Genomic DNA, 23,424 nt, shown 5'->3' with positions numbered 1-23,424 from the left:
CCGGCCAGGTGCCTACACCGGTTGTGATCCGACCGGCTTGGGCTTTCAGTCGAGCACGGTGGCGATCAGGTCTTCGTCGGCCTCCAGGTTGCTGGTGACGCTGCGCACGTCGTCGAGCTCTTCGAGGGCATCGAGCATGCGCAGGCAGCCCCGCAGGGTGGCAGGGTCGCTGAGGAGACAGGCCGTCTGGGGGATCCAGCGGTGCTCCCAGCCAGTCACCGCGAAACCCTGGCCCCGCAGGCCATCCTGCAGGGCCTCCAGCACCTCGTAAGCCCCGAACACCTCGGCCCCCTGGCCATCGAGCTCGTAGCCCAGGGACGGCGGGCCGCCCCGTTCCTCCAGGGCCAGCAGGCCCTCCAGCAGGGCGTCTTCGTCCAAGGCCTGTCCCGGCTGGGACGGCGAGGCGACTTGCACCACCGCCCGCTGTTCGAACAGATAGCCCACGCAACCCAACTCGCCCAGGTTGCCGCCCTGTTTGCTGAAGGCCAGGCGCACCTCGGCGGCGGTGCGGTTGCGGTTGTCGGTGAAGGCCTCTACCAGCACGGCCACGCCGCCGGGGCCGTAGCCCTCGTAGCGCACGGCCTCAAAGGTGTCGCCACCGCTGCCGCCTTGCCCGGATCCTTTGGCGATGGCGCGCTCGATGTTGGTGTTGGGCAGCCCGGCGGCCTTGGCTTTCTCAAGTGCCGTGCGCAATTGGAAGTTGCCGGCTGGATCGGCCCCGCTCCGGGCCGCCACCGTGATCTCCCGCCCCAGCCGGGTGAACAGGGCGCCGCGTTTGGCGTCCACCACGGCTTTGGTGCGTTTGATCTGGGCCCACTTGCTGTGGCCGGCCATCGGAGCGACTGGAAAAAAACAACAGGACTGAGACAGCCCGACCGGGTCGGCTCAACCGGCGGCATTGAACACCAGTTTCGGGTGCAGCAGGCCGGTGTCCTGGGCGCGTGCCATGCCGGCCAGGTTGCCATCCGGCCCCAGCACCGCCACGGGCTCGCCGGTTTCCACGGGCAGATCGTGGCCCAGGGCCCGGCCGCAGCGCCAGCTCTCCAGCTCCCCGCCATCCAGTTGCCGCTTGGGCAGGTGGGCCAGGGCCGTCAGGGGATCCAGCAGGGTTGGGCAGGGGGTCTGGTCGAGGGCCTCCAGGGGCACGGCCTGCTCCAAACCGAAGCCAAGGGCCTCGGTGCGGCGCAAGGTGGCCAGGGCACCGCCGCAGCCCAGCACGTCTCCCAGGTCGCGGGCCAGGGAGCGGATGTAGGTGCCGGCGGAGCAGCGCACCAGCACCTCCAGGCGGGCGGTGGCCCCATCCCAACCCAGCAGCTCCAGGCGGTGCAGTGTCACGGCTCGGGCGGCCAGGTTGAGCTCCTCTCCCTGGCGCACCCGGGCGTAGGCCCGCTGCCCCTCCACGTGCACGGCCGACACCTGGGGGGGCACCTGCTGGATTGGGCCGCGAAAGGCCGCCAGGGCCACCTCCAGATCGGCTCTGCTCAGGGCGGGCACGGCGGCTTGGCTCAGCACCTCCCCCTCGAGGTCATCGCTGACGGTGCGCACCCCCAGCTGCACCACGCCCCGGTAGGTCTTGTCGCCCTCCAGGTAGGGCAGCAGCCGGGTGGCGGGGCCCAGGGCAATCGGCAGCACGCCGGTGACCGCTGGATCGAGGGTGCCGCCGTGGCCCACCCGCTTGAGGCCATAGGCGCGGCGCACCCTGCTCACACAGCCATGGGAGGTGAGTCCGGTGGGCTTGTCGAGCACCAGGAAGCCGCAGGGCTGGTCAGCCATGGATCGGAGCGTCAGCCTTGCAGGGTCCCATGCTCCGCTTCGATGACCGTGCAGCAGCGCCGCGACCTGGCGTTTCTGGTGCTGGCCGGCCTGTTCCTGGGCACGATGGGCATGCTCAACATCCTCGGTCTCACCCGCTTTCTGCAGCTGGGGTCAATCGGCAGCTGGCCCATTGTGGTGGCGGTGGGGGCCCTGCCCTATCCGATCACCTTTCTGTGCACCGATCTGATCAGTGAGCTCTGGGGGGAGCAGAAGGCTTCCCAGTTGGTCTGGGTGGGCCTGTTGCTCAATGGTTGGATCGTGCTGATCCTCTGGCTCGGCGGCATTTTGCCGGGGCTGCAGGGGGCGCCGGAGGCCACCTTCTTCGAGGTGCGGCGGCTGGCCTTTGGTGCCGTCGGAGCCTCGATGGTGGCCTATCTGGCAGCCCAGTTCACCGATGTGCGCCTGTTCCATTTCTGGAAGCGCTTCAGTGGTGGCAAGGCCCTGTGGCTGCGCAACAACGGGTCCACCCTGGTGAGTCAGCTGGTGGACACCAGCGCCGTGGTGCTGATCAGCCATTACGCCAGCCATGTGCTGCCGGTGCGCCCCGGTGAGCCCGTGCTGCCCCAGTTGGCCTCGTTCATTGCCAGTGGCTATCTGTTCAAACTGATTGCCGCCTTGGCGGACACCCTGCCCTTTTATGGCCTGGTGGCCTGGTTGCGGCACTGGCTCGAGGTGCCCGGTGACGGGGTTGAGCTGGCCGATGGCCCCACGGAGAGAGCCCCGAATCCCGGCACCTAGGTTGGCGTCAACCTGTTGAGGGATGGCGTTGGTGGTGGAGAGGCAAGAGGGGCTGGCGCCGGCATCCCCCCTCACGGTGGAGCGGTTTCTGGCCGACGGCTTTGCCCTGCGCCCCCAGTTGGCCAGCTTTCTCCAGATCGCCCCCCAGGAGTTGGAGCGCCGCTTGCCCAGCAGCACCGACGATCTGGCCGCCCTGCATCCCGGAGCCTTCGATCCGGACCGGGTGGAGCAGTTCTACGAAGATGCCGTTGGCACGGGCCACCTGCTGGAGCTGGCGGCCTGGCACCTCGGCAGTGCCGATTACATCGCCGACACCCTGCGCCTGCAGCAGCGCTTTGCCGCCGGTCAGGTGCTCGACTTTGGTGGTGGCATTGGCAGCCATGCCCTGGCGGCGGCGGCCCTGCCCCAGGTGGAGCAGGTGTGGTTCGTGGATCTCAATCCCCACAACCGGGCCTTCGTGGAGGCCCGCGCCGCCGAGCTGGGCCTGGCGGCCAAGCTGCGCTGCTTCCGCGATCTGGCCGATCCGGCCCTGCCCCCGCGCTTCGACACCATCGTCTGCCTGGACGTGCTCGAGCACCTGAGCGATCCGGCCCGCCAGCTGGAGGTGTTTGCCGAGCGCCTCACCCCGGCCGGGATTGCCCTGCTCAACTGGTATTTCTTCAAAGGGTTTGAGGGGGAGTACCCCTTCCACTTCGATGCCCCCGAGCTGGTGGAGGCCTTCTTCCGCACCCTCCAGAGCCGGTTTCTGGAGGTGTTTCATCCCTATCTGATCACCACCCGGGCCTATCGCCTGGCCTGAACGGGCCCTGGTCCCTGGCCATCAAAAAAGCCGGCGGGAGACCCGCCGGCAGATGGGGGAAGCGCCGCGATCAGCCGACGGCGATGTTGATGCGCTTGCGGCTGCGCAGGCCGCGCTTGATGGTGTCGAAGCTCACCACCCCATCCACTAGGGCAAACAGGGTGTCGTCGGAGCCGCGACCCACGTTCACGCCGGGGAGCACCGAGGTGCCGCGCTGGCGGATCAGGATCGAGCCGGCGCTCACGGTTTCACCGCCGTAGCGCTTGACGCCCAGGCGCTTGGAGTTGGAATCGCGGCCGTTGCGGGTGGAGCCTGTGCCTTTCTTGTGGGCCATGGGGTGGAGGAGTCAGGGAAACGTTCGGAAAAGCTAGAGGGATAGGGTCAGGAAATCGCCTTGCCGCCCACGGTGATCGACTCGACCATCACCCGGGTGAGTTCCTGGCGGTGACCGTTCTTGCGACGGGTTTTTTTCTTGGGACGCATCTTGTAGACAATGATCTTCTGGCCGCGGCGATGGGCCATCACCTTCAGCTGCACCGTGGCGCCTTTGACGTAGGGCTGGCCCAGGGTGGTGGCCTTGCCGTCGTTGACCAGCAGCACGTTGTCGATGGTCAGGGTGCCATCGACGTCCACCGCGAGGCGATCGAGGTCGTAGTAGCGGTTTGGCTGCAGCCAGAACTGCTGACCGGAGGCCTCAACAATGGCGTAGGGGCCGGTGACGGGGCTGTCCTGAACGGCAGCGGTGGTTTCGGGGGTTGGGCTCATGGCGGCAAGGGCGTGGCCAGGCTGACGGGGCGACTTCGGGAGGGGCCCCTCTCAGAGGGGGCATCTCCGCGAAGGCGACCGGCCGTCATTCGGCCTGGCGCACACAATCGAAAAACAAACAATAATCTTCCCGCTCAGGCCTTCCTTTCGTCAACATTTGGAGGCCATTCCCGCGGGTCATCCCGCCGCCGAAGCGGTCCATGCCCGAACCGGCTCTCACCATCGCTTCCCTGATCCGCAACACCCGCCTGCAGGAGGCCTGCTCCCGCTGGCTGGCAGGGGGGCACTGCCAGATGGTGTGGGTCGATCCGGCCCGCAACCCGGTGGGGGAGCTGGATCAGCGCCGGGATGAGTTTGATGCCGTCCTGCTGGAGCAGGGCGCCCTGGACAGGCAGAACTACCAGTCGCTGGCCGATCTGGGCCTGCTGTTGCCTGCTGTGGTCATTGGGGAGGTGAGCGGCCAGATCGAGTTCCATGACTCCGAGGTGCACCTGCCTCCCGATCAGCTGGAGCAGCTCAGCTACAGCCTCGATGCCGCCGTGTCCCGTTTCCTCCAACGTGGCTTGGTGAGTGCCGGAAGCCCGCCGGCCGATCAGGCGTCCGCGCCGCCGGACCGCTGGAAGTTGGCCAACCGGCTGAAGGGACGGCTGGGTTTTGTGGGGGTGTTTTACAAGCGTGATCCGGCCCGGTTCCTGCGCAACCTGCCGGAGATCGATCGGGAGGAGCTGGTGAATTCCCTGGAACGCACCTACCGGGACCTGCTGCTCAGCTACTTCCGCGACCCCGCCGCCGCCAACCAAGCGCTTGAAAGTTTTGTCAATACGGCATTTTTCAGCGATCTACCCATTACCAAAACTGTTGAGATTCACATGAATCTGATTGATGGCTTCTCGAAACAGCTCAAGCTAGAAGGGCATAAGAACGATTTTCTCCAGGACTATCGATTGGCCCTGCTCGACGTGATGGCCCATCTTTGCGAGATGTATCGCCGCTCCATTCCCCCCGATGCCCCTCTCGCTGGCCTTCAGGCCCAGTCCCCCGGCCAGTCTTCGATGGCCTGACCCAGGAGCTTCCTGAACCATGACTCCACGCAAGACCTACATCCTCAAGCTGTATGTGGCGGGCAACACGCCGAATTCGATGCGTGCCCTCAAGACCCTGCGGAACATTCTCGAGACGGAGTTCCGGGGTGTCTATGCCCTCAAGGTGATTGATGTGCTGAAAAATCCCCAGTTGGCCGAGGAAGACAAGATCCTGGCCACCCCCACCTTGGCCAAGATCCTGCCGCCGCCGGTGCGGCGCATCATCGGTGACCTCTCGGATCGGGAGCGGGTGCTGATCGGTCTCGACCTGCTCTACGAGGAGCTCACCGAGGAGGCCCTTGGCGATGACGAGGACGCTGAGGAAGGCCATCCTGGGGACTCCCCGTTGGATCGCGTTCAGTCCGATGGCGGGTTTGGGGAGGCAGCCCCAGCTCCTACAGATCCTCTCCCTTCTCAGTCCCCACTGCCCTGACTAGTTTTACTTCAGACCCCGACTGTCGATGCAGGACCCAAGCGCCACCAGCAATCCCCTGATGCAGGTGCAGAAGCTCCCGACTGGGATTGAGGGCTTCGATGATGTCTGCCATGGAGGGCTGCCCATCGGCCGCTCCACCCTGATCAGTGGCACGTCTGGCACGGGCAAGACGGTGTTCTCGCTCAACTTTCTCTACAACGGCATTCGCGAGTACAACGAACCCGGAATTTTTGTCACCTTTGAGGAGTCGCCGCTCGATATTCTGCGCAACGCCGCCAGCTTTGGGTGGAACCTGCAGGAGATGGTTGAGCAGGACAAGCTCTTTATCCTCGATGCTTCGCCCGATCCAGAAGGGCAGGATGTGGCCGGCAGCTTTGATCTCTCTGGCTTGATCGAGCGCATCAATTATGCAATTCGCAAGTACAAGGCACGGCGGGTTGCGATTGATTCAATCACGGCAGTGTTTCAGCAATACGATGCTGTTTCGGTCGTGCGGCGTGAAATTTTTCGCCTGATTGCGCGCCTCAAGGAGATTGGTGTCACCACACTGATGACCACCGAGCGCATCGATGAATACGGCCCGATCGCCCGTTACGGCGTTGAGGAGTTCGTGTCTGACAACGTTGTGATTCTGCGCAACGTGTTGGAAGGGGAGCGCCGGCGGCGCACTTGTGAGATCCTCAAGTTGCGGGGCACCACCCACATGAAGGGTGAATTCCCCTTCACGATGGGGGCCCACGGGATCAGCATCTTCCCGCTCGGAGCGATGCGCCTCACCCAGCGCAGCTCCAATGTGCGCGTGAGCTCCGGGGTGCCGCGGCTCGATGACATGTGTGGGGGCGGCTTCTTCAAGGATTCGATCATCCTGGCCACCGGCGCCACCGGTACGGGTAAGACGCTTTTGGTGAGCAAGTTCGTGGAGAACGCCTGTGCCAACAAGGAGCGGGCCATTCTCTTCGCCTATGAGGAGTCCCGGGCCCAGTTGCTGCGCAATGCCACCAGTTGGGGGATTGATTTTGAACAGATGGAGCAGGATGGCCTGCTGAAAATCATCTGTGCCTATCCCGAGTCCACCGGTCTGGAGGACCATCTCCAGATCATCAAAACCGAGATCAGCCAGTTCAAGCCCTCGCGCATGGCGATCGATTCGCTTTCCGCCCTCGCCCGAGGCGTGAGCCACAACGCCTTCCGCCAGTTTGTGATCGGCGTGACCGGCTATGCCAAGCAGGAGGAGATCGCCGGCTTCTTCACGAACACCTCCGAGGAGTTCATGGGTAGCCACTCGATCACCGATTCCCACATCTCCACGATCACGGACACGATCCTGCTGCTCCAGTACGTGGAAATCCGTGGCGAGATGGCCCGGGCCCTCAACGTGTTCAAGATGCGTGGCTCCTGGCACGACAAGGGCATCCGTGAATTTGTGATCACGAGCAATGGTCCGGAGATCAAGGACTCCTTCTCCAATTTCGAGCGAATCATCTCTGGCGTCCCCCATCGCATCACCACCGACGAGCGCAGTGAGCTCTCCCGGATTGTGCGGGGTGTGGCGGACGACGACCGCTAAGCGAAGGGCTCCCTAGGCGGTGACAGCCTGGTCGTAGCGCCGCCGTTCGGCCAGCAGCCGCAGTTCGTCGGAGTCGGAATCCTCCAGGGGCAGGTCAAACCAGAAGGTGGTGCCGATGCCGGGCGCGCTGGCCATCCGGATTCGGGTGCCGTGCTTCTCGAGGATCCCCCGCACAATCGAGAGGCCCAGCCCCGTGCCGGCCTCGGTGTGCACCGCATTCTCCACGCGGAAAAAGCGCTCGAAGATGCGGTCCTGGTCGGCCTCGGAGATGCCACAGCCGCTGTCGGCAATCTCGATGCGCAGCCTCGGCAACGGCGAGGTGAGTTCACAGCTCGGACTGTCGCTGCTGGGTTCGGTGCCGGGGGTGAGCTGGCAGAGATCGGGCCAGGGGTAGGCCCGCAGCTGGAGCTGCCCACCTTTGGGGGTGAACTTGAGGGCATTCCCCACCAGGTTGTCGAACACCTGCAGCAGCAGGTCCCAGTTGCCCAGAACCCGCGGCAGCAGGGGATCGGCGTCGAAGGCCAGGGTTACGCCTTTTTCGTCCGCATTCAGCCGGTAGGTGCGCAGGGTCTGCTCGATGGCGGGAGCCAGCTCCATGGGCTCCAGACTCCACACCCGGTCCGACTCCAGTCGGGAGAGGTCGAGCACGTCGTTGACGAGTCGGGTGAGACGATCGGTTTCGGCGTTGGCGATGCCTAGGAATTCCCGCTTTTCCTCCTCGGTGAGCTGGTCGCCCAGGTCGTGGAGGGTTTCCACATAGCTCTTGATGTTGAACAGCGGCGTGCGCAGCTCATGGGAGACGTTGCTGATGAAACGGCTCTGGGCAGCGTTGAGTTCCACCTCGCGGGTCAGGTCCTGGATGGTCATGGCGATGCCCTTGAGGCTTTCCCCGCTGGCATCGCGCACCGACTGCAGCACGATCCTCAGGGTGCGGGAGGGTTCGCCGAAGCTGCAGCGTACATCCGTCGTTTCCCGGTCGCGACAGGTGACGCTTTCGAGGGCCGATTGCAGCTCCATCGCCAGCCGCTCGGGCAGTTCGGCGATCAGATCGTTGCCCTCCAGGTTGCGGCCCTCCCAGCGAAACAGGCGCCGGGCGGTGGGATTGGCCAGCACAATCGCCCCTTCGGCATCGAGCAGCACGGCCCCATCCGCCATGGTGGCAATCAGGGATTGCTGCTTCACCTGGGCCGCGGTGAGCTCTTCGATGTTGGCCGCCTTGTAGTCCTCCAATTGGGAGGCCATCGTGTTGAACCCTTCAAGCAGCTCCCCCAGTTCCCCCCCCACGGGCAGGGCCAGGCGCGTTTCGAACTTGCCTCCCGCGATGGAGCGCACGCCCTGCAACAGCTCCTTGACCGGGCGGGTGATGGTGAGGGCGTTGAAGACGGCCCCCAGAATCACCAGCACCCAGATCGAGATGAACACCGCCACGGTGACCTCCCGGGTGAGGGCGGCACTGGCCAGCAGGGTTTCATTGGGATTGATGCCGAGGGCCAGCACCCCCAGATAGCGGCCCTCGCTCAGCATCGGCACAAACACATCGGTCACCTGGCCATCCGGGCTGAGGTGCTGGCGTACCAGCGGCGTATCGGGTCGTTTCTGCAGGTCGGCCGGCAGCTCCAAGCGGCGACTGAGCAGCAGCTCACTACTGCCCGAGCTGGCGCCGATGGGGATCCCCAGGTAGATGACCCCCTCGGGGTCGGCGAAGAAGATGTAGCGGAGACTGCGGCTGGAGCGCCAGAACCGATCGGCGACGGCCGCCAGCTCCCGGTCGTTCCCCTCGGCCACCAGCGGGGTCACGTTGGCGGAGAGCAGCAGGCCAAGATCCCGCGCGTAGCGGGTGTCGCTCATCTGGGCATCCCGTTGGATGCTGTTGAGGGCAAAGAAGGTGATGCCTGTCATCAACAGGCTCACCACCAGGGTGGCCACCGCCAGCAGCTTGGTCTGCAGGCTGAATTCCGCCCACCAGCGGCCCAGGGCCTGTCGCCAGCTCATCGGCTGCGCACCTGATGGCCGATGTCGCGGCGGAAGGTCATGCCCGCAAAGCTCACCTGGGCCAGGCCGCCGTAGGCCCGCTCGAAGGCGGCATCAAAGCTGTCGGCCTGCCCCACCACCGCCAGCACCCGGCCGCCGCTGGTGAGGCAGTGGCCATCCGCGTTCCGCTGGGTGCCGGCATGGAAGAGCTGCAGGGTGTTGTCACTTTCGAGTGTGCTGGTGATGACGTCGCCCCTGCGGATCTCGCCGGGGTATCCCGCTGCCGCGGCGATCACACAGGCACTGCAGCCGGGATGGATGGTGAGAGCGGGAGCCTGGTCCAGGCTGCCGTTGGCGCAGGCGAGCAGGATCTGGGCCAGTTCCGGCCCCAGCAGCGGCATCAGGGTTTCGCATTCCGGATCGCCGAAGCGACAGTTGAACTCGATCACGCTCGGACCGCTCTCGGTGAGCATCAGGCCGGCATAGATCACACCGCGGTAGTCAATGCCGCGGGCCCTCAGGGCGGCCAGGGTGGGTTCCAGCACCAGCTGGCGCACCGCCTCCAGGCCCTGGGCATCCAGCAGGGGCGCGGGTGCATAGGCGCCCATGCCGCCGGTGTTGGGACCGGTGTCCCCCTCGCCGATGCGCTTGTGGTCCTGGGCGGTGGGCAGCAGCACCATCCGCTGGCCGTCGCAGAGCGCAAAGACAGACACCTCGGGGCCGTGGGTCCGCTCCTCCAGGACGAGGGAGGCCCCGTTGTCTTGAGCTTCGCTTCCCCCACCCCCGAACCGGCCGGCAAAGATCGCCTCAATGGCGGCTCGGGCCTCGTCCAGGCTCTCCGCCACGGTCACTCCCTTGCCTGCCGCCAGGCCATCGGCCTTCACCACCAGGGGGCGGCCCTGGGCCTCCAACACCGCCAGAGCCTGCTCCCGGCTGCTGGCGGGCCAGAAGCCGGCCGTGGGGATGCCGGCCTCCACCATCAGGGCCTTGGCCCACTGCTTGCTGGCCTCCAGCTGGGCCCCATCGGCTCCCGGGCCGAAGCACGGGATGCCGGCGGCCCGCAGCTGATCGGCCAGGCCCGCGGCCAAGGGCGCTTCCGGGCCGACCACCACCAGTTCCACCGACTGGTCCCGGCAGGCGGCGAGCAGCCCGGCTGCGTCCGTCTCTGCAATGGGGAGCTGGCGGCAGCCGGCCAGCTCGGCGCTGCCGCCGTTTCCGGGCGCAATCCACACGGCCTCCACGCCGGGACAGCGGGCCAGGGCCCAGCCCAGGGCGTTCTCGCGCCCGCCGCCGCCGACCACGAGGATTCGGGAGGGGGTGGGGTACGGGGCGGATGCCATGGGCGGGGAGGTGGTCGGAAGGGCTGGGTGGTGGAGCGGGTCTGCCTGGGAGGAAGGGGTCTGGGCAGCAGTGGGCTCGGAAGGCTGGAAGGGACGCGGCAGCTCCCTTAGGTTGAACCCTGCTGATCGGGTTGCCGTGCCCGATGTCCCGACATGCCGACCAGCCGAGCCCCATTCTCCCAGCGCGCCCGTTCGGTGCCATCGCTGGGGCGCAGTCTGGGGCTCGGGGTGGCGCTGCTGGCCCTGGGAACCTGGATGGCACCCGGGGCGGTGCGGGCCGCTGCCGCCCCCACGGCCGCCGATCCCGCTTTTGCCGCCCTGCTGCGCCAGGGAGATCTCACGGCCCTGGATGGGGCCTGTGTTGCAGCTCTGCAGCAGGGAGATGGACCGCGGTTGCGGCAGCTGCAACAGCGCCTGCTCACCATCCATCCGGCGCCCCAGCCCCTGGCGGTGGTGTTGGCCAATGCCCATGGTCTGCTGAGTTGCCAGGCGCCCGATGGGGCGCTGCAGGTGCTCGGGCGGATCAGTCCGGCGGCGGGCCCTGAGCGCAGTCAGTGGCTGCAGCTGCAGTGGCGGGCTGCCCAGGCGGGCCTGCACCATGGGCTGGCGGCGGCGGCGCTGGAGCGCCTGGCGGCCGGCGACCTGGCCCGGTTGGCGGCCCTGGAGCTGCCGGTGGCCCAGCGCCAGGACGGCACAGCGGTGACGCGCCCCGCCCTCGATCTTCTGGCCGGTCATCTCGAGAGCCTGGGCCAGCGCCAGCGGGCCGCTGAAGTGTTGCTGGCCGGTCGCCCATCCGGGCCGGTGGCGGCGGAGCGGCTGGCCCAGGCGGTGCTGCTGCTGGACGGGTTGCCCGCCGTGGAGCAGGAGCGCCTGTTGGAATTGGCTCTGGAGCAGGCCGCCGCTGCCGGATCCTGGGGTCTGGTGGCCCAGATTCTCGATCAGCAGCTGGCCCTGGCGGGCAGCTCGCCGCAGGCCTCGGCCCGGGCGGCCGAGCGGCGCCTGCGGCTCAGCGGTGGCCTCGATGATGCCTACGGTGAATGGCTCTGGCGGCGCCGTGATCCGGCCTCCCTCACCCGCCAGGGTGAGTTGGAACGGCAGCTGCGATCCCCCCGCTCCCCCGGCGGTCACGCCGCGCCTCCCACCTCCGATCCCCAGCCATGACGGCCTTTACCCTCGGTTCCCTCCTGTACGAAGGCAAGGCCAAGCGGGTCTTCGCTACCGACCAGCCCGACCTCGTGGCGGTGGAGTACAAGGACGACGCGACCGCATTCAACGCCCTCAAGAAGGCCCAGCTGGCCGGGAAGGGGGAGCTGAACTGCCGGATTTCGGCCCTGCTGTTCGAGCATTTGGCCTCCCGTGGGGTGCCGACCCACTACCTCGGCATCCAGGGCAGCCAGTGGATGCTGGTGCGGCCGGTGCGGGTCATCCCGATCGAAGTGGTGATCCGCAATGTGGCGGCCGGATCCCTGTGCAAGCAGATGCCCATCCAGCCGGGGACGCCCCTGGATCCCCCCCTGCTGGATCTCTATTACAAGGACGACGCCTATGGCGACCCGCTGCTCACGGAGGCCAGGCTGGAGATTCTGGGCCTGGTGACCCCGGAGCAGCGCCGTCAGCTGGAGGAGTTGGCTCGCCGGGTGAATGGGGAATTGCTGACCCTGTTCGACGGGATCGGCCTGCAGTTGGTGGACTTCAAGATCGAACTGGGCTTCACCGCCGGCGGCGAATTGGTGGTGGCCGATGAGATCAGTCCTGACACCTGCCGTCTGTGGGACAGCGCCGTGGCCGATGCCAGCGACCGAATTCTCGACAAGGATCGATTCCGTCAGGATCTGGGCGGCGTTGTCGAGGCCTACGGGGAGGTCCTCAAACGGGTCCAAGGGGCCTGTCCCGAACCCCGGATCTACCGGTAAGGTCGACGGCATTTGCGGCCTGTCCGCTCCGCCCCCCTTCCTCATGGCTGGCTTGCTGGGTTTGAAGGCCGCATGGCCCCTCGTGGGTGCTGCCCTGCTCTCGGCAGCCCCTGCCCTGGCCCAGCCCGCTGGCGGCCCGGCGCCCGCCTCCGAGAAGCCCGTTTCCGAGCAGGTCGACAACCCTCTGGCCGACCCGGTCAGCCCCCCATCAGGCCAGCCCCCCCCCACCCAGGCGCCCGCCCCTGCCCCCGCCCCAACCCCTGAGCCCGCGGCCAAGGCTGAGCCCAAGGTGTTGATCGCCGAGGTGGTGATTGAAGGGCTCCAGGATCACCCGGAGCGGGAGCGGCTGGAGTTGGCGGCCTACGCCGCCATGGCCGCAACCCCGGGTTCGCGGGTGACCCGCACCGAGCTGCAGACCGACCTCTCGGCGATCTATGCCAGCGGTTGGTTCTCCGATGTGCGGATCCAGCCCGTTGACGGTCCCCTGGGCGTGCGCCTGGTGGTGGTGGTGGTGGCCAACCCCGTGCTCCAGCAGGTCAAGCTCGACCCGGCCGATCTCAAATTGCCCGAGCAGGTGGTGCAGGACACCTTCGTGGCGGATTACGGCAAGACTCTGAACCTCAACACCCTGCAGACCCGCATGCAGGAGTTGCAGCGCTGGTATGCCGATCAGGGCTATTCCCTGGCCCGGGTCACCGGCCCCAGTCGGGTCAGTCCCGACGGGGTGGTGGAGCTGTTGGTGCGTCAGGGCACGGTGGAAGGGGTGGAAGTGCAGTTCCTCAACAAGGAGGGTTCGACCACCAATGACAAGGGTGAGCCGATCCGGGGCAAGACCAAACCCTGGGTGGTGACCCGGGAGGTCTCCCTGCGTCCTGGTCAGGTGTTCAACCGGCGGGAACTGGAGGAGGACATCAAGCGCATCTATGGCACCGGCCTGTTCAGCGATGTCAAGGTGACCCTGAAGCCGGTGCCGGCCGAGCCCGGCAAAGTGGTGATTGTTCTTGGCATTGTCGAGCAGTCAAGCGGCTCTCTCTCCGGTGGTCTCGGCTACAGCCAGAGCCAGGGGGTGTTCGGTCAGATCCAGCTGCAGGACAGCAACCTCTTCGGTCGTGCCTGGGATCTGGGCACCAACATCTCCTACGGCCAGTACGGCGGCCTTGGGGACATCACCTTCACCGATCCCTGGATCAAGGATAACAAGTACCGCACTTCGTTCCGGGCTCGCGTCTTCTTCAGTCGTGAGGTGCCCCAGTTGTTCCAGAATGAGAACAACTCCTTCACCTACGAGCTGCAGAATTTTGATGGGGCCGACTTTGATGTGGTCACCAGTCGCACCGTCAATAACAACGGTACGGAAACCGTCACGACCAATTTCGACACCGTGGCGATTCAGCGCATCGGTGCCAACGTCCAATTTGTGCGGCCCCTCAATGGCGGCAACCCCTACAAGAAAGCCCCCTGGAACCTGATCCTGTCCTTCGGAGGGCAAGAAGTCACCCCGATGGATTTCTCGGGAAGCAAGTACTCCTACGGGGTGGTGGGAGCAACCAGCTCACCCGATACCGTGCCGAGTAATCAGGTGATTTGCCTGGCCTACAATTGCGCCTCGGAAAACCAATTGGTGAGTTTTCGAGTCGGTGCTACCTACAGCACGCTGAACGACCCTCGCAATCCCACCAAGGGCAATTTCTTGAGTTTGGGCACCGAACAGTTCATTTCCGTCGGTGAAAACTCTCCCACCTTCAATCGCCTCCGCGGCAGCTTTACCCACTACATCCCGGTGGAGTGGCTCAAGATCTTCAAGGGGTGCCGCCCCAAGCCAGGCGAAACCAAAGATTGCAAGCAAGCCCTCGCTTTCCAGGTATCCGCCGGCAGTATGATCGGCAGCGAGATTCCCCCCTATGAAGCATTTTGCTTGGGTGGTGGTAATTCGGTTCGGGGTTATTACGACTGCGACCTAGGCGTGGGCAAGAGCTTCGCTGAGGCGACGATCGAATATCGCTTCCCGATCTTCAGCATTATTAGCGGCGAAGTTTTCTTTGACGCGGGTACCACCTTTGGCACCCAAGGCGATATTCCTGGCAACCCCGGCGGGCTGCTGGGCAAGAAGGGCGAGGGCTACTCCCCCGGGATTGGTTTGATCGTCACCACCCCGGTGGGCCCCCTGCGGCTCGAGGCCGCCACCCAAGACTTCACCAGCGACTGGCGCTTCAACCTGGGTGTGGGCTGGAAGTTCTAGTGATGCCCTGGCCCACTGATTACACCGGGGCGTGGACCCTCCATGCCTCCGTGGAACGGCGGGGTGTGGGACTGCACAGCGGCGCCGAGTCCCGGGTTCGCCTCCAGCCCTCGGAGCGGCCTGGCTACTGGGTGGGTTGGTTGGATGCTCCTGAGTTGCCCCTCTGCCGGCTTACCCCTGCCCAGGTGCGGGATACCCGCCTCTGCACGGCCCTCCAGCTCGATCAGCGCCGTTTGGCCACGGTGGAGCACCTGCTGGCGGCCTTGGCGGGTACCGGCGTGACCCAGGCCGAGATCCTGGTGACTGGCGAGGAGATTCCCTTGCTGGATGGCTCGGCCCTGCCCTGGGTGGAGGCCCTGGCTGAGGCTGGGCTTGAGGCCTTGCCCGGGCCATCCGGGGGGCTCGCCTTGGCGCAACCCATCACGGTGAGCAGTGGCGCCAGCTTCGCCACAGCCCTCCCCTATGAGGGCCTACGCCTGGGGGCGGCCATTGAATTCGCTGAGGCGGCCATTGGCCGTCAGCTGTTCAGCCTTGATCTCTCTCCCCGCCAATTCGTGGCCGAGATCGCCCCGGCCCGCACGTTTGGCCTGCGCTCCCAGGTGGATCAGTTGCGGGAGGCGGGCCTGATCCAGGGGGGCTGCCTGGAGAATGCCCTGGTGTGTGACGGTGATCAGTGGCTCAATCCGCCCCTGCGGTTTGCCGAGGAACCAGTGCGCCATAAAATCCTCGACTTGTTGGGGGATCTTGCCCTCGTCGGCCTGCCACGGGCCCAGGTCTTCGCTTACCGCGGCTCCCACGGGCTTCACACATCCCTGGCGGCAGCTCTTTCGGGCCTGCCCGAAGCTCCAACCCCTGTCTGCCCCCCATCCGGTTGATGCCCTTGTCCGAGCCCAGTTCCCCCCCGTCTTCCAGCCCCGGCGCTCCCAGCCCGGTGCTGCTCACCACGGAGCAGATCCAGGGCCTGCTGCCCCATCGCTATCCATTTGCGCTGGTGGATCGGGTCATCGCGCATGAGCCGGGCAAACGGGCCGTCGCGATCAAGAACGTCACCATCAACGAACCCCACTTTCAGGGCCATTTCCCTGGACGTCCCCTGATGCCAGGGGTGTTGATCGTCGAGGCGATGGCCCAGGTGGGTGGACTGATCGTCACCCAGATGCCCGATCTGCCCAAGGGGCTGTTCGTGTTTGCCGGGATCGATGGGGTGCGTTTCCGTCGCCCGGTGGTGCCCGGTGACCAACTGCTGATCAGCTGTGAACTGCTCAGCCTCAAGCGCCAGCGCTTCGGCAAGGTCAAGGCCGAGGCCACCGTTGATGGCCAACTGGTCTGCTCCGGTGAGCTGATGTTCTCCCTGGTGGACTGATCGATGGCGACGACCATCCATGCCACCGCCGTCATCGATCCCAGGGCCCAGCTGGCGGAAGGGGTTGAAGTGGGTCCCTATGCCGTGATTGGTCCGGAGGTGGAGATCGGTCCGGGCTGCCGCATCGGTCCCCATGTGGTGCTCGATGGGCGCGTGCGCATGGGCAGCGGCAATCGCATTTTTCCGGGGGCCTGCATCGGCCTGGAGCCCCAGGACCTCAAATACACCGGGGATCCCACCGAAGTGGTGCTGGGCGACGACAACACCATTCGGGAGTGCGTCACCATCAACCGCGCCACCACGGGCCATCAGCAGACCCGGCTCGGCAGCGGCAACCTGCTGATGGCCTACAGCCACCTTGGCCACAACTGTGAACTGGGCGACCGGATCGTCATCGCCAATGGGGTGGCGGTGGCGGGCCATGTGGTGATCGGCGATCGGGCCGTGATCGGCGGGGTGCTCGGCATCCATCAGTTCGTGCACATCGGCACCCTGGCCATGGTGGGGGGGATGAGCCGCATCGAGCGGGATGTGCCTCCGTTCACGATGGTGGAAGGTCACCCGTCCCGGGTGCGCGCCCTGAACAAGATCGGTCTGCGGCGCAGTGGTCTGGTCGACCTCGACGGCGGTCAGCAGTTTGAGGAGCTCAAGCAGGCCTGGAGCCTCCTGTATCGCCGTGGGCTCACCCTGGCCGAGGCCCTCAGCCAACTCCGCAGCCAGCCGCTGCAGGGTGCCGCTGACCAACTTTGCGCTTTTCTGGAAGCCTCCCTGGGCCCCTCCCGCCGTGGCCCGATCCCGGGGGCGCGCTGATGCTGCGTCTGCTGGTCAGCACGGGGGAGGTGTCGGGGGACCTCCAGGGGGCTCTGCTGGTCCGGGCCCTGCACCAGGAGGCCAGGCGCCGGCAGCTGGATCTCGAGATCGTGGCCCTGGGCGGCGAGCGGATGGAGCGGGCTGGGGCCGAGCTGCTCGCCAACACCACCCGCATGGGGGCCATCGGCCTGCTGGAGGCCATTCCCTTTGTCTTGCCCACCCTGAAGCTGCAGCGTCGGCTCAAGCGCTGGTTCCGCAGTGATCCCCCTGATGGGGTGGTGCTGATCGACTACATGGGCCCCAACGTGAGCCTGGGCCTGCGGCTCAAGCGCAAGTTTCCGCGGGTGCCGGTCACCTATTACATCGCTCCCCAGGAGTGGGCCTTCAAATTCGGCAACGGCGGCCGCTCCAATCTGATCAGCTTCACCAATCAGATCCTGGCCATCTTCCAGGAGGAGGCCCGCTTTTACCGCTGCCGGGGTGCCAACGTCACCTACGTGGGCCATCCGCTGTTGGACACGATCGGCCAGCTGCCCAGTCGCCAGGAGGCCCTGCGCCAACTGGGCCTCCGCGATGCCCCGGTGCTGTTGCTGATGCCGGCCTCGCGCCGCCAGGAAATCCGCTACATGCTGCCCCATATCGTCGCGGCTGCTGCGGAGTTGCAACGCCAGCGGCCCGAGCTCCAGGTGGTGGTGCCGGCGGGCCTGCCAGGCTTTGAAGCCCACCTGTCGCGACAGTTGAGCGAAGCAGGGGTGCGCGCCGAGATCATTCCCGCCGCCGATTCCGACCAGCTCAAGGCCTGCCTCTGCGCAGCGGCCGATCTGGCCCTGGCCAAATCCGGCACGGTGAACCTGGAACTCGCCCTACGGGGGGTGCCCCAGGTGGTGGTGTACCGCGTCAGCCGGGCCACGGCCTTTGTGGCTCGCCACATCCTGCGGTTCAGCGTGCCCCATATCTCTCCGGTGAATCTGGTGTTGGGGGAGCGCCTGGTGCCCGAGCTGCTGCAGGAGGACCTCTCGGCCGCGGCGATTGTGCGGGAGGCCCTGCCCCTGCTCGATCAGGCCAGCGCACCGCGGCACACCATGCTCGAGGGTTACCGCCGGCTGCGGCTCGAGCTGGGCGAGCCCGGTGTCACCCAGCGGGCGGCCTGCGCCATCTTTGACCAAGTGTTGGAGGCGCGATGAGCCGGCGCGGCCAGTCCCTGGGCTCCTCGCTTCAGCGTTGGATGCTGGCTGTCGTGCTCAGTGGGCTGTTGCTGTTCAGCCTGGTGCCTGCGGCAGCCTGGGCGGCCCCGACCCAGGACGCCGTGTTGGCGGGGGGCTGTTTCTGGTGCCTGGAGCACGACCTTGAAAGCCTGCCCGGAGTGCTTGATGTCCAGAGTGGCTACAGCGGCGGCTCCCTTGAGCAGCCGACCTATGGCCAGGTGTCGGCCGGGGGGACCGGCCACCAGGAGGTGGTGCAGGTGCGCTTCGACCCTGACCGGATCAGTTACGCAACCCTGCTGCGCTCCTACTGGCGCAACATCGATCCCCTCGATGGGGGCGGCCAGTTTTGCGATCGCGGCAGTTCCTACCGGCCGGTGATCTTCACCAGCGGGGCTAGCCAGCAAACCCAGGCCCAGGCGAGCCTGGCTGCGGCGGCCACTGAACTGGGGCGGGACAGGGCGGCTCTGAAGGTTCAGATCAAGCCCCTGAAGCGTTTCTGGCCCGCTGAGGGCTATCACCAGAACTACGCCGACCGCAACAGCGTCAAATACACCTACTACCGCTGGGCCTGCGGCCGGGATCGGCGGCTTGATGCGGTCTGGGGAAGGCGAGCCCGCAGCTCCACCGCTTGGGACTCCGGCAGGAAGTCCTGACCGAAGGCCTGGGCCCGGGGAGCGCTGCCGCACCTGAAATCCCGGCAATTCCGATGAAAAGTTGAAGAGTTGGTGCCAGTTGGAAGCTCCAAATGGCAGTGATGGAGCGGATTTCCGACCTTCCCAGGTCCAGGAGGATTCCTTAGCGTGAGGGCTGCCACCGAGTGCTTCCCTGTATGTATCTGCTGACCATTCGCGACGGTCTGCAGACCCGCCATATCGGGCCCTACGGGAGTCCGAAGCAGGCTGCGGACGATCTGGATCGGTTGTTGCCCCTCTGCGGGGAGCGGGCGCGCTGGCAGATCCATGCCCTGGAATCGCCCGCCGAGGTGATGGCCAGCCTGGCCGGAGCCGTGCGGCAGGGTGTGGCGGCCTGAGGTCGCCTCAGTTGCGGCCGGGGTAGCCCCGCAGCAGGCCGCTTTCGATCATCAGGCCGACGCCCGCATTGATCAGGATCAGGCCGAAGGTGCCGTACCAGAACCAGGGCCCGGGCTTGGTGAGCGTTTCCACCGTGCCGGAGGCCGCCAGCACCTGGATCCCTTTGCGGATCACCGCTTCGCCGAAGAGGCACAGCCCGGCCGGCAGCAGCAACACGCCGAGCTGGGCTTTGACGTACCAGCGAATCTTCTGAACGGCCATGGACGAAGCGAAGGCGTCAGGACTCCAAACCTAGGCCGCCCGAACACACCCAATGCACCAGGGTGCGCACGCCGAAGCCGGTGGCGCCGGCGGGATCCTGGCCGCGGCCCTTGTCGCTCCAGACGGTGCCGGCGATGTCGAGGTGGGCCCAGGGCAGCTTCGGGGTGACGAAGTCCTGCAGGAAGAGGGCTGCGGTGATGGAGCCTCCGGGCCGGGGCCCGGTGTTCTTGAGGTCGGCGTAGGGGCTTTTCAGCCCGGCCTTGTAGGAGGACCGCAGGGGCATGCGCCAGAGGCCTTCGCCCTCGGCCTCGGCCGCGCCCAGCAGGGCATCGGCCAGCCCGTCGTTGTTGGACCACAGGCCTGCCATCTCCTCGCCCAGGGCGATCACGCAGGCGCCGGTGAGGGTGGCCAAATCCACCACTGCATCGGGTTCGAGCTTGCAGGCGTACACCAGGGCATCGGCCAGCGTGAGCCGCCCTTCGGCATCGGTGTTGTTGATTTCGATGGTCTTGCCGTTGGAGGCGGTCACGATCGCGCCGGGGTGGATGGCCCCGCCGCTGATCATGTTTTCGCAGGCGGCCACGATCATGTGCACCTCCACGCCAGCGGGCTTCAGCTCGGCGATGGCGCGCATGGCCCCCAGCACCGCCGCGCTGCCGCCCATGTCGTACTTCATCATCTCGATCTGGGAGCCGGCGGTCTTGAGGTTGTAGCCGCCGGAATCAAAGGTGAGGCCCTTGCCCACCAGCACCAGCCGGCGCGTGGCGGTTCCGGCTGGCCGGTAGGTGAGGTGGATGAATTTCGGGGCCAGATCGGAACCCTGGGCCACGGCCAGGTAGGAGCCCATGCCGAGGGCTTCGCAGTCGGCCCGTTCCAGCACCGTGAGCTCCAGGCCGAAGTCGCGGGCGAGGGCGGCGGCAGTGTCGGCCAGGTGCTGGGGGGTGGCCACGTTGGGTGGGGCGGCCACCAGCTCCCGGGCCAGTTCCACACCAGCGCAGGTGGCCGAGACCGCCGCCAGGGAGGGCTGGCCATCCTCGGTCAGGCCGATCAGGCTGACCGTCTCGGGCAGGTTGCGGGGCTCGGGTTCTCCCTTGAAGCGCTGGTCACTGAACAGGGCCAGGCGGGCCGCCTCGGCCATGGTCCGCGCTGCCGCGCTGCCATCCAGCCCCGCCAGCGGCATGGCCAGGCCGAGATGGCGGGCTCCGGCGGTGGCGGCGGCCTGGCTGGCGGCGGCACAGGCCTGGCGCAGGCCGGCGAGGTCAAAGTCGGCCGGGGCCCCCAGACCCACCAGGATCAGGGTCTGGGGGGTGCCGTCGAGGCGCTCCAGGCTCAGGCAGCTGCCTGGCTTGGCCTTGAAGCGCCGTTGCTCTAGCCGCCCCGGGAGCGACGGGTCAAGGCAGGCCGCCAGCTGGGCCAGCTGGACCGGCTCGGCTTGCCCGGCTGCGGGGGTGTCGCCGTCGGCGAAGAGACCGACGGCCAGGCAATCCCCGTCCCACTGGTCCAGAACCGTGGGCAGGGTGTCGGGGATGCAGCGAAACTCCATGGGCCGGCCGGGGGTGGCGCGATCGTAGCCAGGGTGCTCAGGTTCACTCCGCCTGGAAGGGCGTGGCCCAGCGGCTGCGGGTTTCCTTGTTGAAGGGCGGGAGCCAGCGCTGGATCAGGGCCTGCTCGAGGGCCCGCCGCGGCCGGGTGGCCTCGGGTGCATCCAGCCAGAAGCGGATGCTCAGCTGGCAGGTGAGGCCAGCAGCCAGCAGCGCCTCGCTGTAGGCCGCCAGGTAGGCCTTGCAGTCGTGCTCCCCCTTCCAGCGCTGGTCGGCCCGGCCCGTCTCCCCGACGTAGAGGAGCAGGGGCTGGTCGAGGTTGGTGGGGCGGTCCGCCACGAAATAGAGCGCTGCGCCCCGCTGGGGGGCGGTGGGCCAGCGCCAGAAGGACAGGGGTTGGGGCCGCAGCAGCAGCGGGTTGGGCGGCTCGCTCTGCCCCCCGGTGGCTGGACCGGCTTCGCCGAACAGGGAGCCCTGCTGCGGGGTGTCGCCCTGCTCGCCCAGCAGGGGGTGCTGGTGGGCGGCCAGGCGGGCCTGCCACTCCAGCAGCTGGTGGGCCAGGAGCGGCAGCTCCCGGGTGCCGTTCTCGCTGGCGTGTGCGAGGGCCGATGGGCCGAACAGTTCCCCCTGGCGTGCCATGGCCCTAGCGGTCCCTGGCGGCGGGTGGCAACACCGGTCCGGCCGGGCCCGGCCGGAACTGGACCCGGCCGATCCAGCTCTCCACCAGCGCGGCGGGCAACTGCAGCCGCTGCTGCAGGTCGGCCAAATCCTGGAAGGGGCCGCGCCCCCGCTCCCGCAGCAGGCGGTTGAGCCGTTCCGGGCCCAGGCCCAGGCGCTCCAGCTCCCGGGCCGGGGCCCGGTTCAGATCGATCCGGCTGGGGGGACCTGCCGTCAGGGCGGGCTCGCCGTACCAGCGGAACTCCAGCAGGGGCAGCCAGGTCCGCACCACGGCCTCGGGCAGTTCCAGCACCCGTTGTAGGTCGTCGCTGCCGCTCAGCTGGACGCCGCCGGCTTGGAGCCGCAGCAGCAGGTCCACCTGGGCCGGCTCCAGGCCGGGCAGTCGCAGCCAGTCGGTGGCGGTGGCGCGGTTCACGTCGAGACGCCAACCCAGGGCGGCGGCGCGCTCCACGGCTGCGGCGTCCTCCAGGCGGAGGTTCGGGTCCTGTTGGAGTTTCAGGGCCAGCAGATCCCGCTCGACGTGCTCCCGGTGGCTGGCTTCGGCGGGAGCATCACCGCAGCAGGGCTGGGCGGGCTGGCGGCTGGGTGCCGGAATCTGGCCAGTGGCCCGCAGCACCTGACGGGCCAGGGGATCCAACCAGTGCCGCTGGGCCATGGCGGAGCGCCACCGCATCAAATCCGACTGAACCTAGCGGGGGTCTTCGTGGTCGGGCCAGTCGATCAGGCCCCAGCGCAGGCCCAGCACGGCGGCGTGGGTGCGGTCGCGGGCCTGGAGCTTGCGGCTCAGATGGCGCAGGTGGGTTTTCACCGTGTCAGCGGTGACAAACAACCGCTGGCCGATTTCGCCGTTGCTGTCGCCCCGGGCCACCAGGCTCAGCACCTCCCGCTCCCGCTCGCTCAGGGCTTCGAGCGGGCCCGGCCCGGCCGGACCCTGGCGGAACAGGTCGGTGAGGCTGCGGTCGACATACACGCCGCCGCCGCTGATGGCATGCAGGGCGGCCATGGCGCTGCCCAGGCCGAGGCGGGACTCCACCAGCAGGCCGTCACAGCCGGCCGCGATGGCGCGCTGGATCGCCGCCTGGCGGTGCTCCTGGGTGATCAGCAGCAGGGTATGGACGGTGGGCCAGCGTTGTTTGATCGTCTCCACTAGGGCCACCCCCGATCCCTGCTCCAGGGTGTCGCTCAAAAACACCATGGAGGGGTGGTGCCGCTCCACCAGGGCCAGCCCTGCGGCTTCGCAGGTGGCGGCCCCGACCAGCTGGTCCCGGTCCACCAGGGCACCCACAAACAAACTGAGCAGGGCCCGGTTGCCCAGGCAGGTCACCAGCCGGGCTTCGCGTAGCAGGTTGTGGATCTGGCCGGTGTTGCGTCGGAGCTGCTCGAGCTTGGGCGTGAAGTCCATGGCTGGGGCTCACCGGCACCGAGCACTGGTCCCATGCTGGCGGGATTACGTCTATCCGCACTCCCCAGAGCGGCCCTTGGTCACCAGAATCGGACCACCGCAACGCTGCCAGGGTCATGGCGTTCTTTGAATCCGAGATCGTTCAGGACGAAGCCAAGCGTCTGTTCGGCGACTACCAGCAGCTGATGCAGCTCGGCGGTGAGTACGGCAAGTTCGATCGCGAGGGCAAAAAGCTCTACATCGAAAAGATGGAAGACATGATGGAGCGCTATCGGGTGTTCATGAAGCGCTTTGAACTCTCCGAGGATTTCCAGGCCAAGCTCACCGTGGAGCAGCTGCGGACCCAGCTCAGCCAGTTCGGCCTGACCCCCGAAACCATGTTCCAGCAGATGCACCAGACCCTGGAGCGGATGAAGGGTCAGCTCGATGCGCCTGCTTAGCGGCTGCGTACGATCCCGCCACATCGCC

Annotated in this window: 26 protein-coding genes; 15 read left to right on the top strand and 11 right to left on the bottom strand. The window is 66.8% G+C overall.

Annotation, left to right across the window (positions count from 1 at the left end; all coding sequences use genetic code 11):
* Window positions 1-45 precede the first annotated feature (45 nt).
* Together H6G16_RS08550 and truB are read right to left on the bottom strand one after the other, a co-directional pair.
* Window positions 46-834 carry a YebC/PmpR family DNA-binding transcriptional regulator gene (locus H6G16_RS08550; protein ID WP_190389898.1) on the bottom strand — a complete coding sequence of 263 codons (789 nt, stop codon included), beginning with the start codon at window positions 832-834 and terminating at the stop codon, window positions 46-48.
* A gap of 51 nt (window positions 835-885) precedes the next feature.
* Window positions 886-1,773, bottom strand: a complete 888-nt coding sequence (gene truB, locus H6G16_RS08545) for a tRNA pseudouridine(55) synthase TruB (RefSeq protein ID WP_190389897.1) — start codon at window positions 1,771-1,773, stop codon at window positions 886-888.
* Between the two features lie 42 nt (window positions 1,774-1,815).
* Between truB and H6G16_RS08540 the strand changes: the two genes are divergently transcribed.
* Window positions 1,816-2,553, top strand: a complete 738-nt coding sequence (locus H6G16_RS08540; RefSeq protein ID WP_190389896.1) for a queuosine precursor transporter — start codon at window positions 1,816-1,818, stop codon at window positions 2,551-2,553.
* A gap of 31 nt (window positions 2,554-2,584) precedes the next feature.
* Window positions 2,585-3,352 (top strand): methyltransferase domain-containing protein, encoded by a 768-nt coding sequence (locus H6G16_RS08535; protein ID WP_347238838.1) that lies wholly within the window; start codon window positions 2,585-2,587, stop codon window positions 3,350-3,352.
* A gap of 70 nt (window positions 3,353-3,422) precedes the next feature.
* On the opposite strand, the gene rpmA is transcribed toward H6G16_RS08535, so the two are convergent.
* A complete protein-coding gene (rpmA, locus tag H6G16_RS08530) occupies window positions 3,423-3,686 on the bottom strand; it encodes a 50S ribosomal protein L27 (RefSeq protein WP_190389894.1) in 264 nt (87 codons plus the stop codon).
* Window positions 3,687-3,733: 47 nt separating this feature from the next.
* Entirely contained in the window at window positions 3,734-4,117 is a 384-nt protein-coding gene (gene rplU, locus H6G16_RS08525) for a 50S ribosomal protein L21 (RefSeq protein ID WP_190389893.1), read from the bottom strand.
* Between the two features lie 200 nt (window positions 4,118-4,317).
* Between rplU and H6G16_RS08520 the strand changes: the two genes are divergently transcribed.
* From H6G16_RS08520 to kaiC, 3 genes are read left to right on the top strand one after another with little or no spacing between them, the layout of a single operon-like run.
* The gene (locus H6G16_RS08520; RefSeq protein WP_190389892.1) at window positions 4,318-5,178 is read left to right on the top strand and encodes a circadian clock protein KaiA; all 861 of its coding nucleotides are present in this window, start codon (window positions 4,318-4,320) and stop codon (window positions 5,176-5,178) included.
* Window positions 5,179-5,197: 19 nt separating this feature from the next.
* Window positions 5,198-5,632, top strand: coding sequence for a circadian clock protein KaiB (gene kaiB, locus H6G16_RS08515; protein ID WP_242036304.1), 435 nt, complete (start codon window positions 5,198-5,200; stop codon window positions 5,630-5,632).
* A 28-nt stretch (window positions 5,633-5,660) separates the two neighbouring features.
* Entirely contained in the window at window positions 5,661-7,202 is a 1,542-nt protein-coding gene (gene kaiC, locus H6G16_RS08510) for a circadian clock protein KaiC (protein ID WP_190389891.1), read from the top strand.
* Window positions 7,203-7,214: 12 nt separating this feature from the next.
* Here the strand turns inward: kaiC and nblS are convergent, their stop codons facing one another.
* Window positions 7,215-9,194: a two-component system sensor histidine kinase NblS gene (gene nblS / locus H6G16_RS08505; RefSeq protein ID WP_190389890.1), complete on the bottom strand. Its 1,980-nt coding sequence runs from the start codon at window positions 9,192-9,194 to the stop codon at window positions 7,215-7,217.
* The gene (gene purD / locus H6G16_RS08500) at window positions 9,191-10,513 is read right to left on the bottom strand and encodes a phosphoribosylamine--glycine ligase (protein WP_190389889.1); all 1,323 of its coding nucleotides are present in this window, start codon (window positions 10,511-10,513) and stop codon (window positions 9,191-9,193) included. Before purD ends, nblS begins: the two co-directional genes overlap by 4 nt.
* Before the next feature lie 153 nt (window positions 10,514-10,666).
* Here purD and H6G16_RS08495 point away from each other — a divergent pair, with 153 nt between their 5' ends.
* From H6G16_RS08495 to H6G16_RS08455, 9 genes are all read left to right on the top strand, one after another.
* Window positions 10,667-11,674, top strand: coding sequence for a hypothetical protein (locus tag H6G16_RS08495; RefSeq protein WP_190389888.1), 1,008 nt, complete (start codon window positions 10,667-10,669; stop codon window positions 11,672-11,674).
* Window positions 11,671-12,426 carry a phosphoribosylaminoimidazolesuccinocarboxamide synthase gene (gene purC / locus H6G16_RS08490; RefSeq protein ID WP_190389887.1) on the top strand — a complete coding sequence of 252 codons (756 nt, stop codon included), beginning with the start codon at window positions 11,671-11,673 and terminating at the stop codon, window positions 12,424-12,426. Before H6G16_RS08495 ends, purC begins: the two co-directional genes overlap by 4 nt.
* 43 nt (window positions 12,427-12,469) lie before the next feature.
* Window positions 12,470-14,665: a BamA/TamA family outer membrane protein gene (locus H6G16_RS08485; protein ID WP_190389886.1), complete on the top strand. Its 2,196-nt coding sequence runs from the start codon at window positions 12,470-12,472 to the stop codon at window positions 14,663-14,665.
* Window positions 14,665-15,540: a UDP-3-O-acyl-N-acetylglucosamine deacetylase gene (gene lpxC / locus H6G16_RS08480; RefSeq protein WP_347238837.1), complete on the top strand. Its 876-nt coding sequence runs from the start codon at window positions 14,665-14,667 to the stop codon at window positions 15,538-15,540. The genes H6G16_RS08485 and lpxC overlap by 1 nt, the downstream gene beginning before the upstream one ends.
* A complete protein-coding gene (gene fabZ / locus H6G16_RS08475; RefSeq protein WP_242036303.1) occupies window positions 15,540-16,028 on the top strand; it encodes a 3-hydroxyacyl-ACP dehydratase FabZ in 489 nt (162 codons plus the stop codon). Before lpxC ends, fabZ begins: the two co-directional genes overlap by 1 nt.
* 3 nt (window positions 16,029-16,031) lie before the next feature.
* Complete coding sequence (gene lpxA / locus H6G16_RS08470) at window positions 16,032-16,838, top strand: acyl-ACP--UDP-N-acetylglucosamine O-acyltransferase (RefSeq protein WP_190389884.1); 807 nt, start codon at window positions 16,032-16,034, stop codon at window positions 16,836-16,838.
* Window positions 16,838-18,022 (top strand): lipid-A-disaccharide synthase, encoded by a 1,185-nt coding sequence (gene lpxB / locus H6G16_RS08465; protein WP_190389883.1) that lies wholly within the window; start codon window positions 16,838-16,840, stop codon window positions 18,020-18,022. Before lpxA ends, lpxB begins: the two co-directional genes overlap by 1 nt.
* Window positions 18,019-18,696: a peptide-methionine (S)-S-oxide reductase MsrA gene (gene msrA, locus H6G16_RS08460; protein WP_190389882.1), complete on the top strand. Its 678-nt coding sequence runs from the start codon at window positions 18,019-18,021 to the stop codon at window positions 18,694-18,696. The genes lpxB and msrA overlap by 4 nt, the downstream gene beginning before the upstream one ends.
* 176 nt (window positions 18,697-18,872) lie before the next feature.
* On the top strand, window positions 18,873-19,073 hold the full coding sequence (locus H6G16_RS08455; protein WP_190389881.1) for a hypothetical protein: 201 nt from the start codon (window positions 18,873-18,875) through the stop codon (window positions 19,071-19,073).
* Window positions 19,074-19,080: 7 nt separating this feature from the next.
* Here H6G16_RS08455 and H6G16_RS08450 read toward each other — a convergent pair whose 3' ends face one another.
* The 5 genes from H6G16_RS08450 to H6G16_RS08430 are packed head-to-tail and all read right to left on the bottom strand — an operon-like array spanning window position 19,081 to window position 22,956.
* The gene (locus H6G16_RS08450; protein WP_190389880.1) at window positions 19,081-19,335 is read right to left on the bottom strand and encodes a hypothetical protein; all 255 of its coding nucleotides are present in this window, start codon (window positions 19,333-19,335) and stop codon (window positions 19,081-19,083) included.
* A 16-nt stretch (window positions 19,336-19,351) separates the two neighbouring features.
* On the bottom strand, window positions 19,352-20,878 hold the full coding sequence (locus tag H6G16_RS08445; protein WP_190389879.1) for a leucyl aminopeptidase: 1,527 nt from the start codon (window positions 20,876-20,878) through the stop codon (window positions 19,352-19,354).
* Between the two features lie 43 nt (window positions 20,879-20,921).
* Window positions 20,922-21,515 carry a GIY-YIG nuclease family protein gene (locus tag H6G16_RS08440; RefSeq protein WP_190389878.1) on the bottom strand — a complete coding sequence of 198 codons (594 nt, stop codon included), beginning with the start codon at window positions 21,513-21,515 and terminating at the stop codon, window positions 20,922-20,924.
* Window positions 21,516-21,519: 4 nt separating this feature from the next.
* Complete coding sequence (locus tag H6G16_RS08435) at window positions 21,520-22,209, bottom strand: hypothetical protein (RefSeq protein ID WP_190389877.1); 690 nt, start codon at window positions 22,207-22,209, stop codon at window positions 21,520-21,522.
* A gap of 33 nt (window positions 22,210-22,242) precedes the next feature.
* On the bottom strand, window positions 22,243-22,956 hold the full coding sequence (locus H6G16_RS08430; protein WP_190389876.1) for a response regulator transcription factor: 714 nt from the start codon (window positions 22,954-22,956) through the stop codon (window positions 22,243-22,245).
* A gap of 116 nt (window positions 22,957-23,072) precedes the next feature.
* On the opposite strand from H6G16_RS08430, the gene H6G16_RS08425 reads away from it, so the two are divergent.
* Complete coding sequence (locus H6G16_RS08425; RefSeq protein WP_190389875.1) at window positions 23,073-23,396, top strand: DUF1825 family protein; 324 nt, start codon at window positions 23,073-23,075, stop codon at window positions 23,394-23,396.
* Window positions 23,397-23,424 lie beyond the last annotated feature (28 nt).

The sequence above is a fragment of the Cyanobium sp. FACHB-13342 genome, from assembly GCF_014697415.1.
Lineage (GTDB): Bacteria > Cyanobacteriota > Cyanobacteriia > PCC-6307 > Cyanobiaceae > Cyanobium_A.
This window is presented reverse-complemented; position numbering and strand designations above follow the sequence as displayed.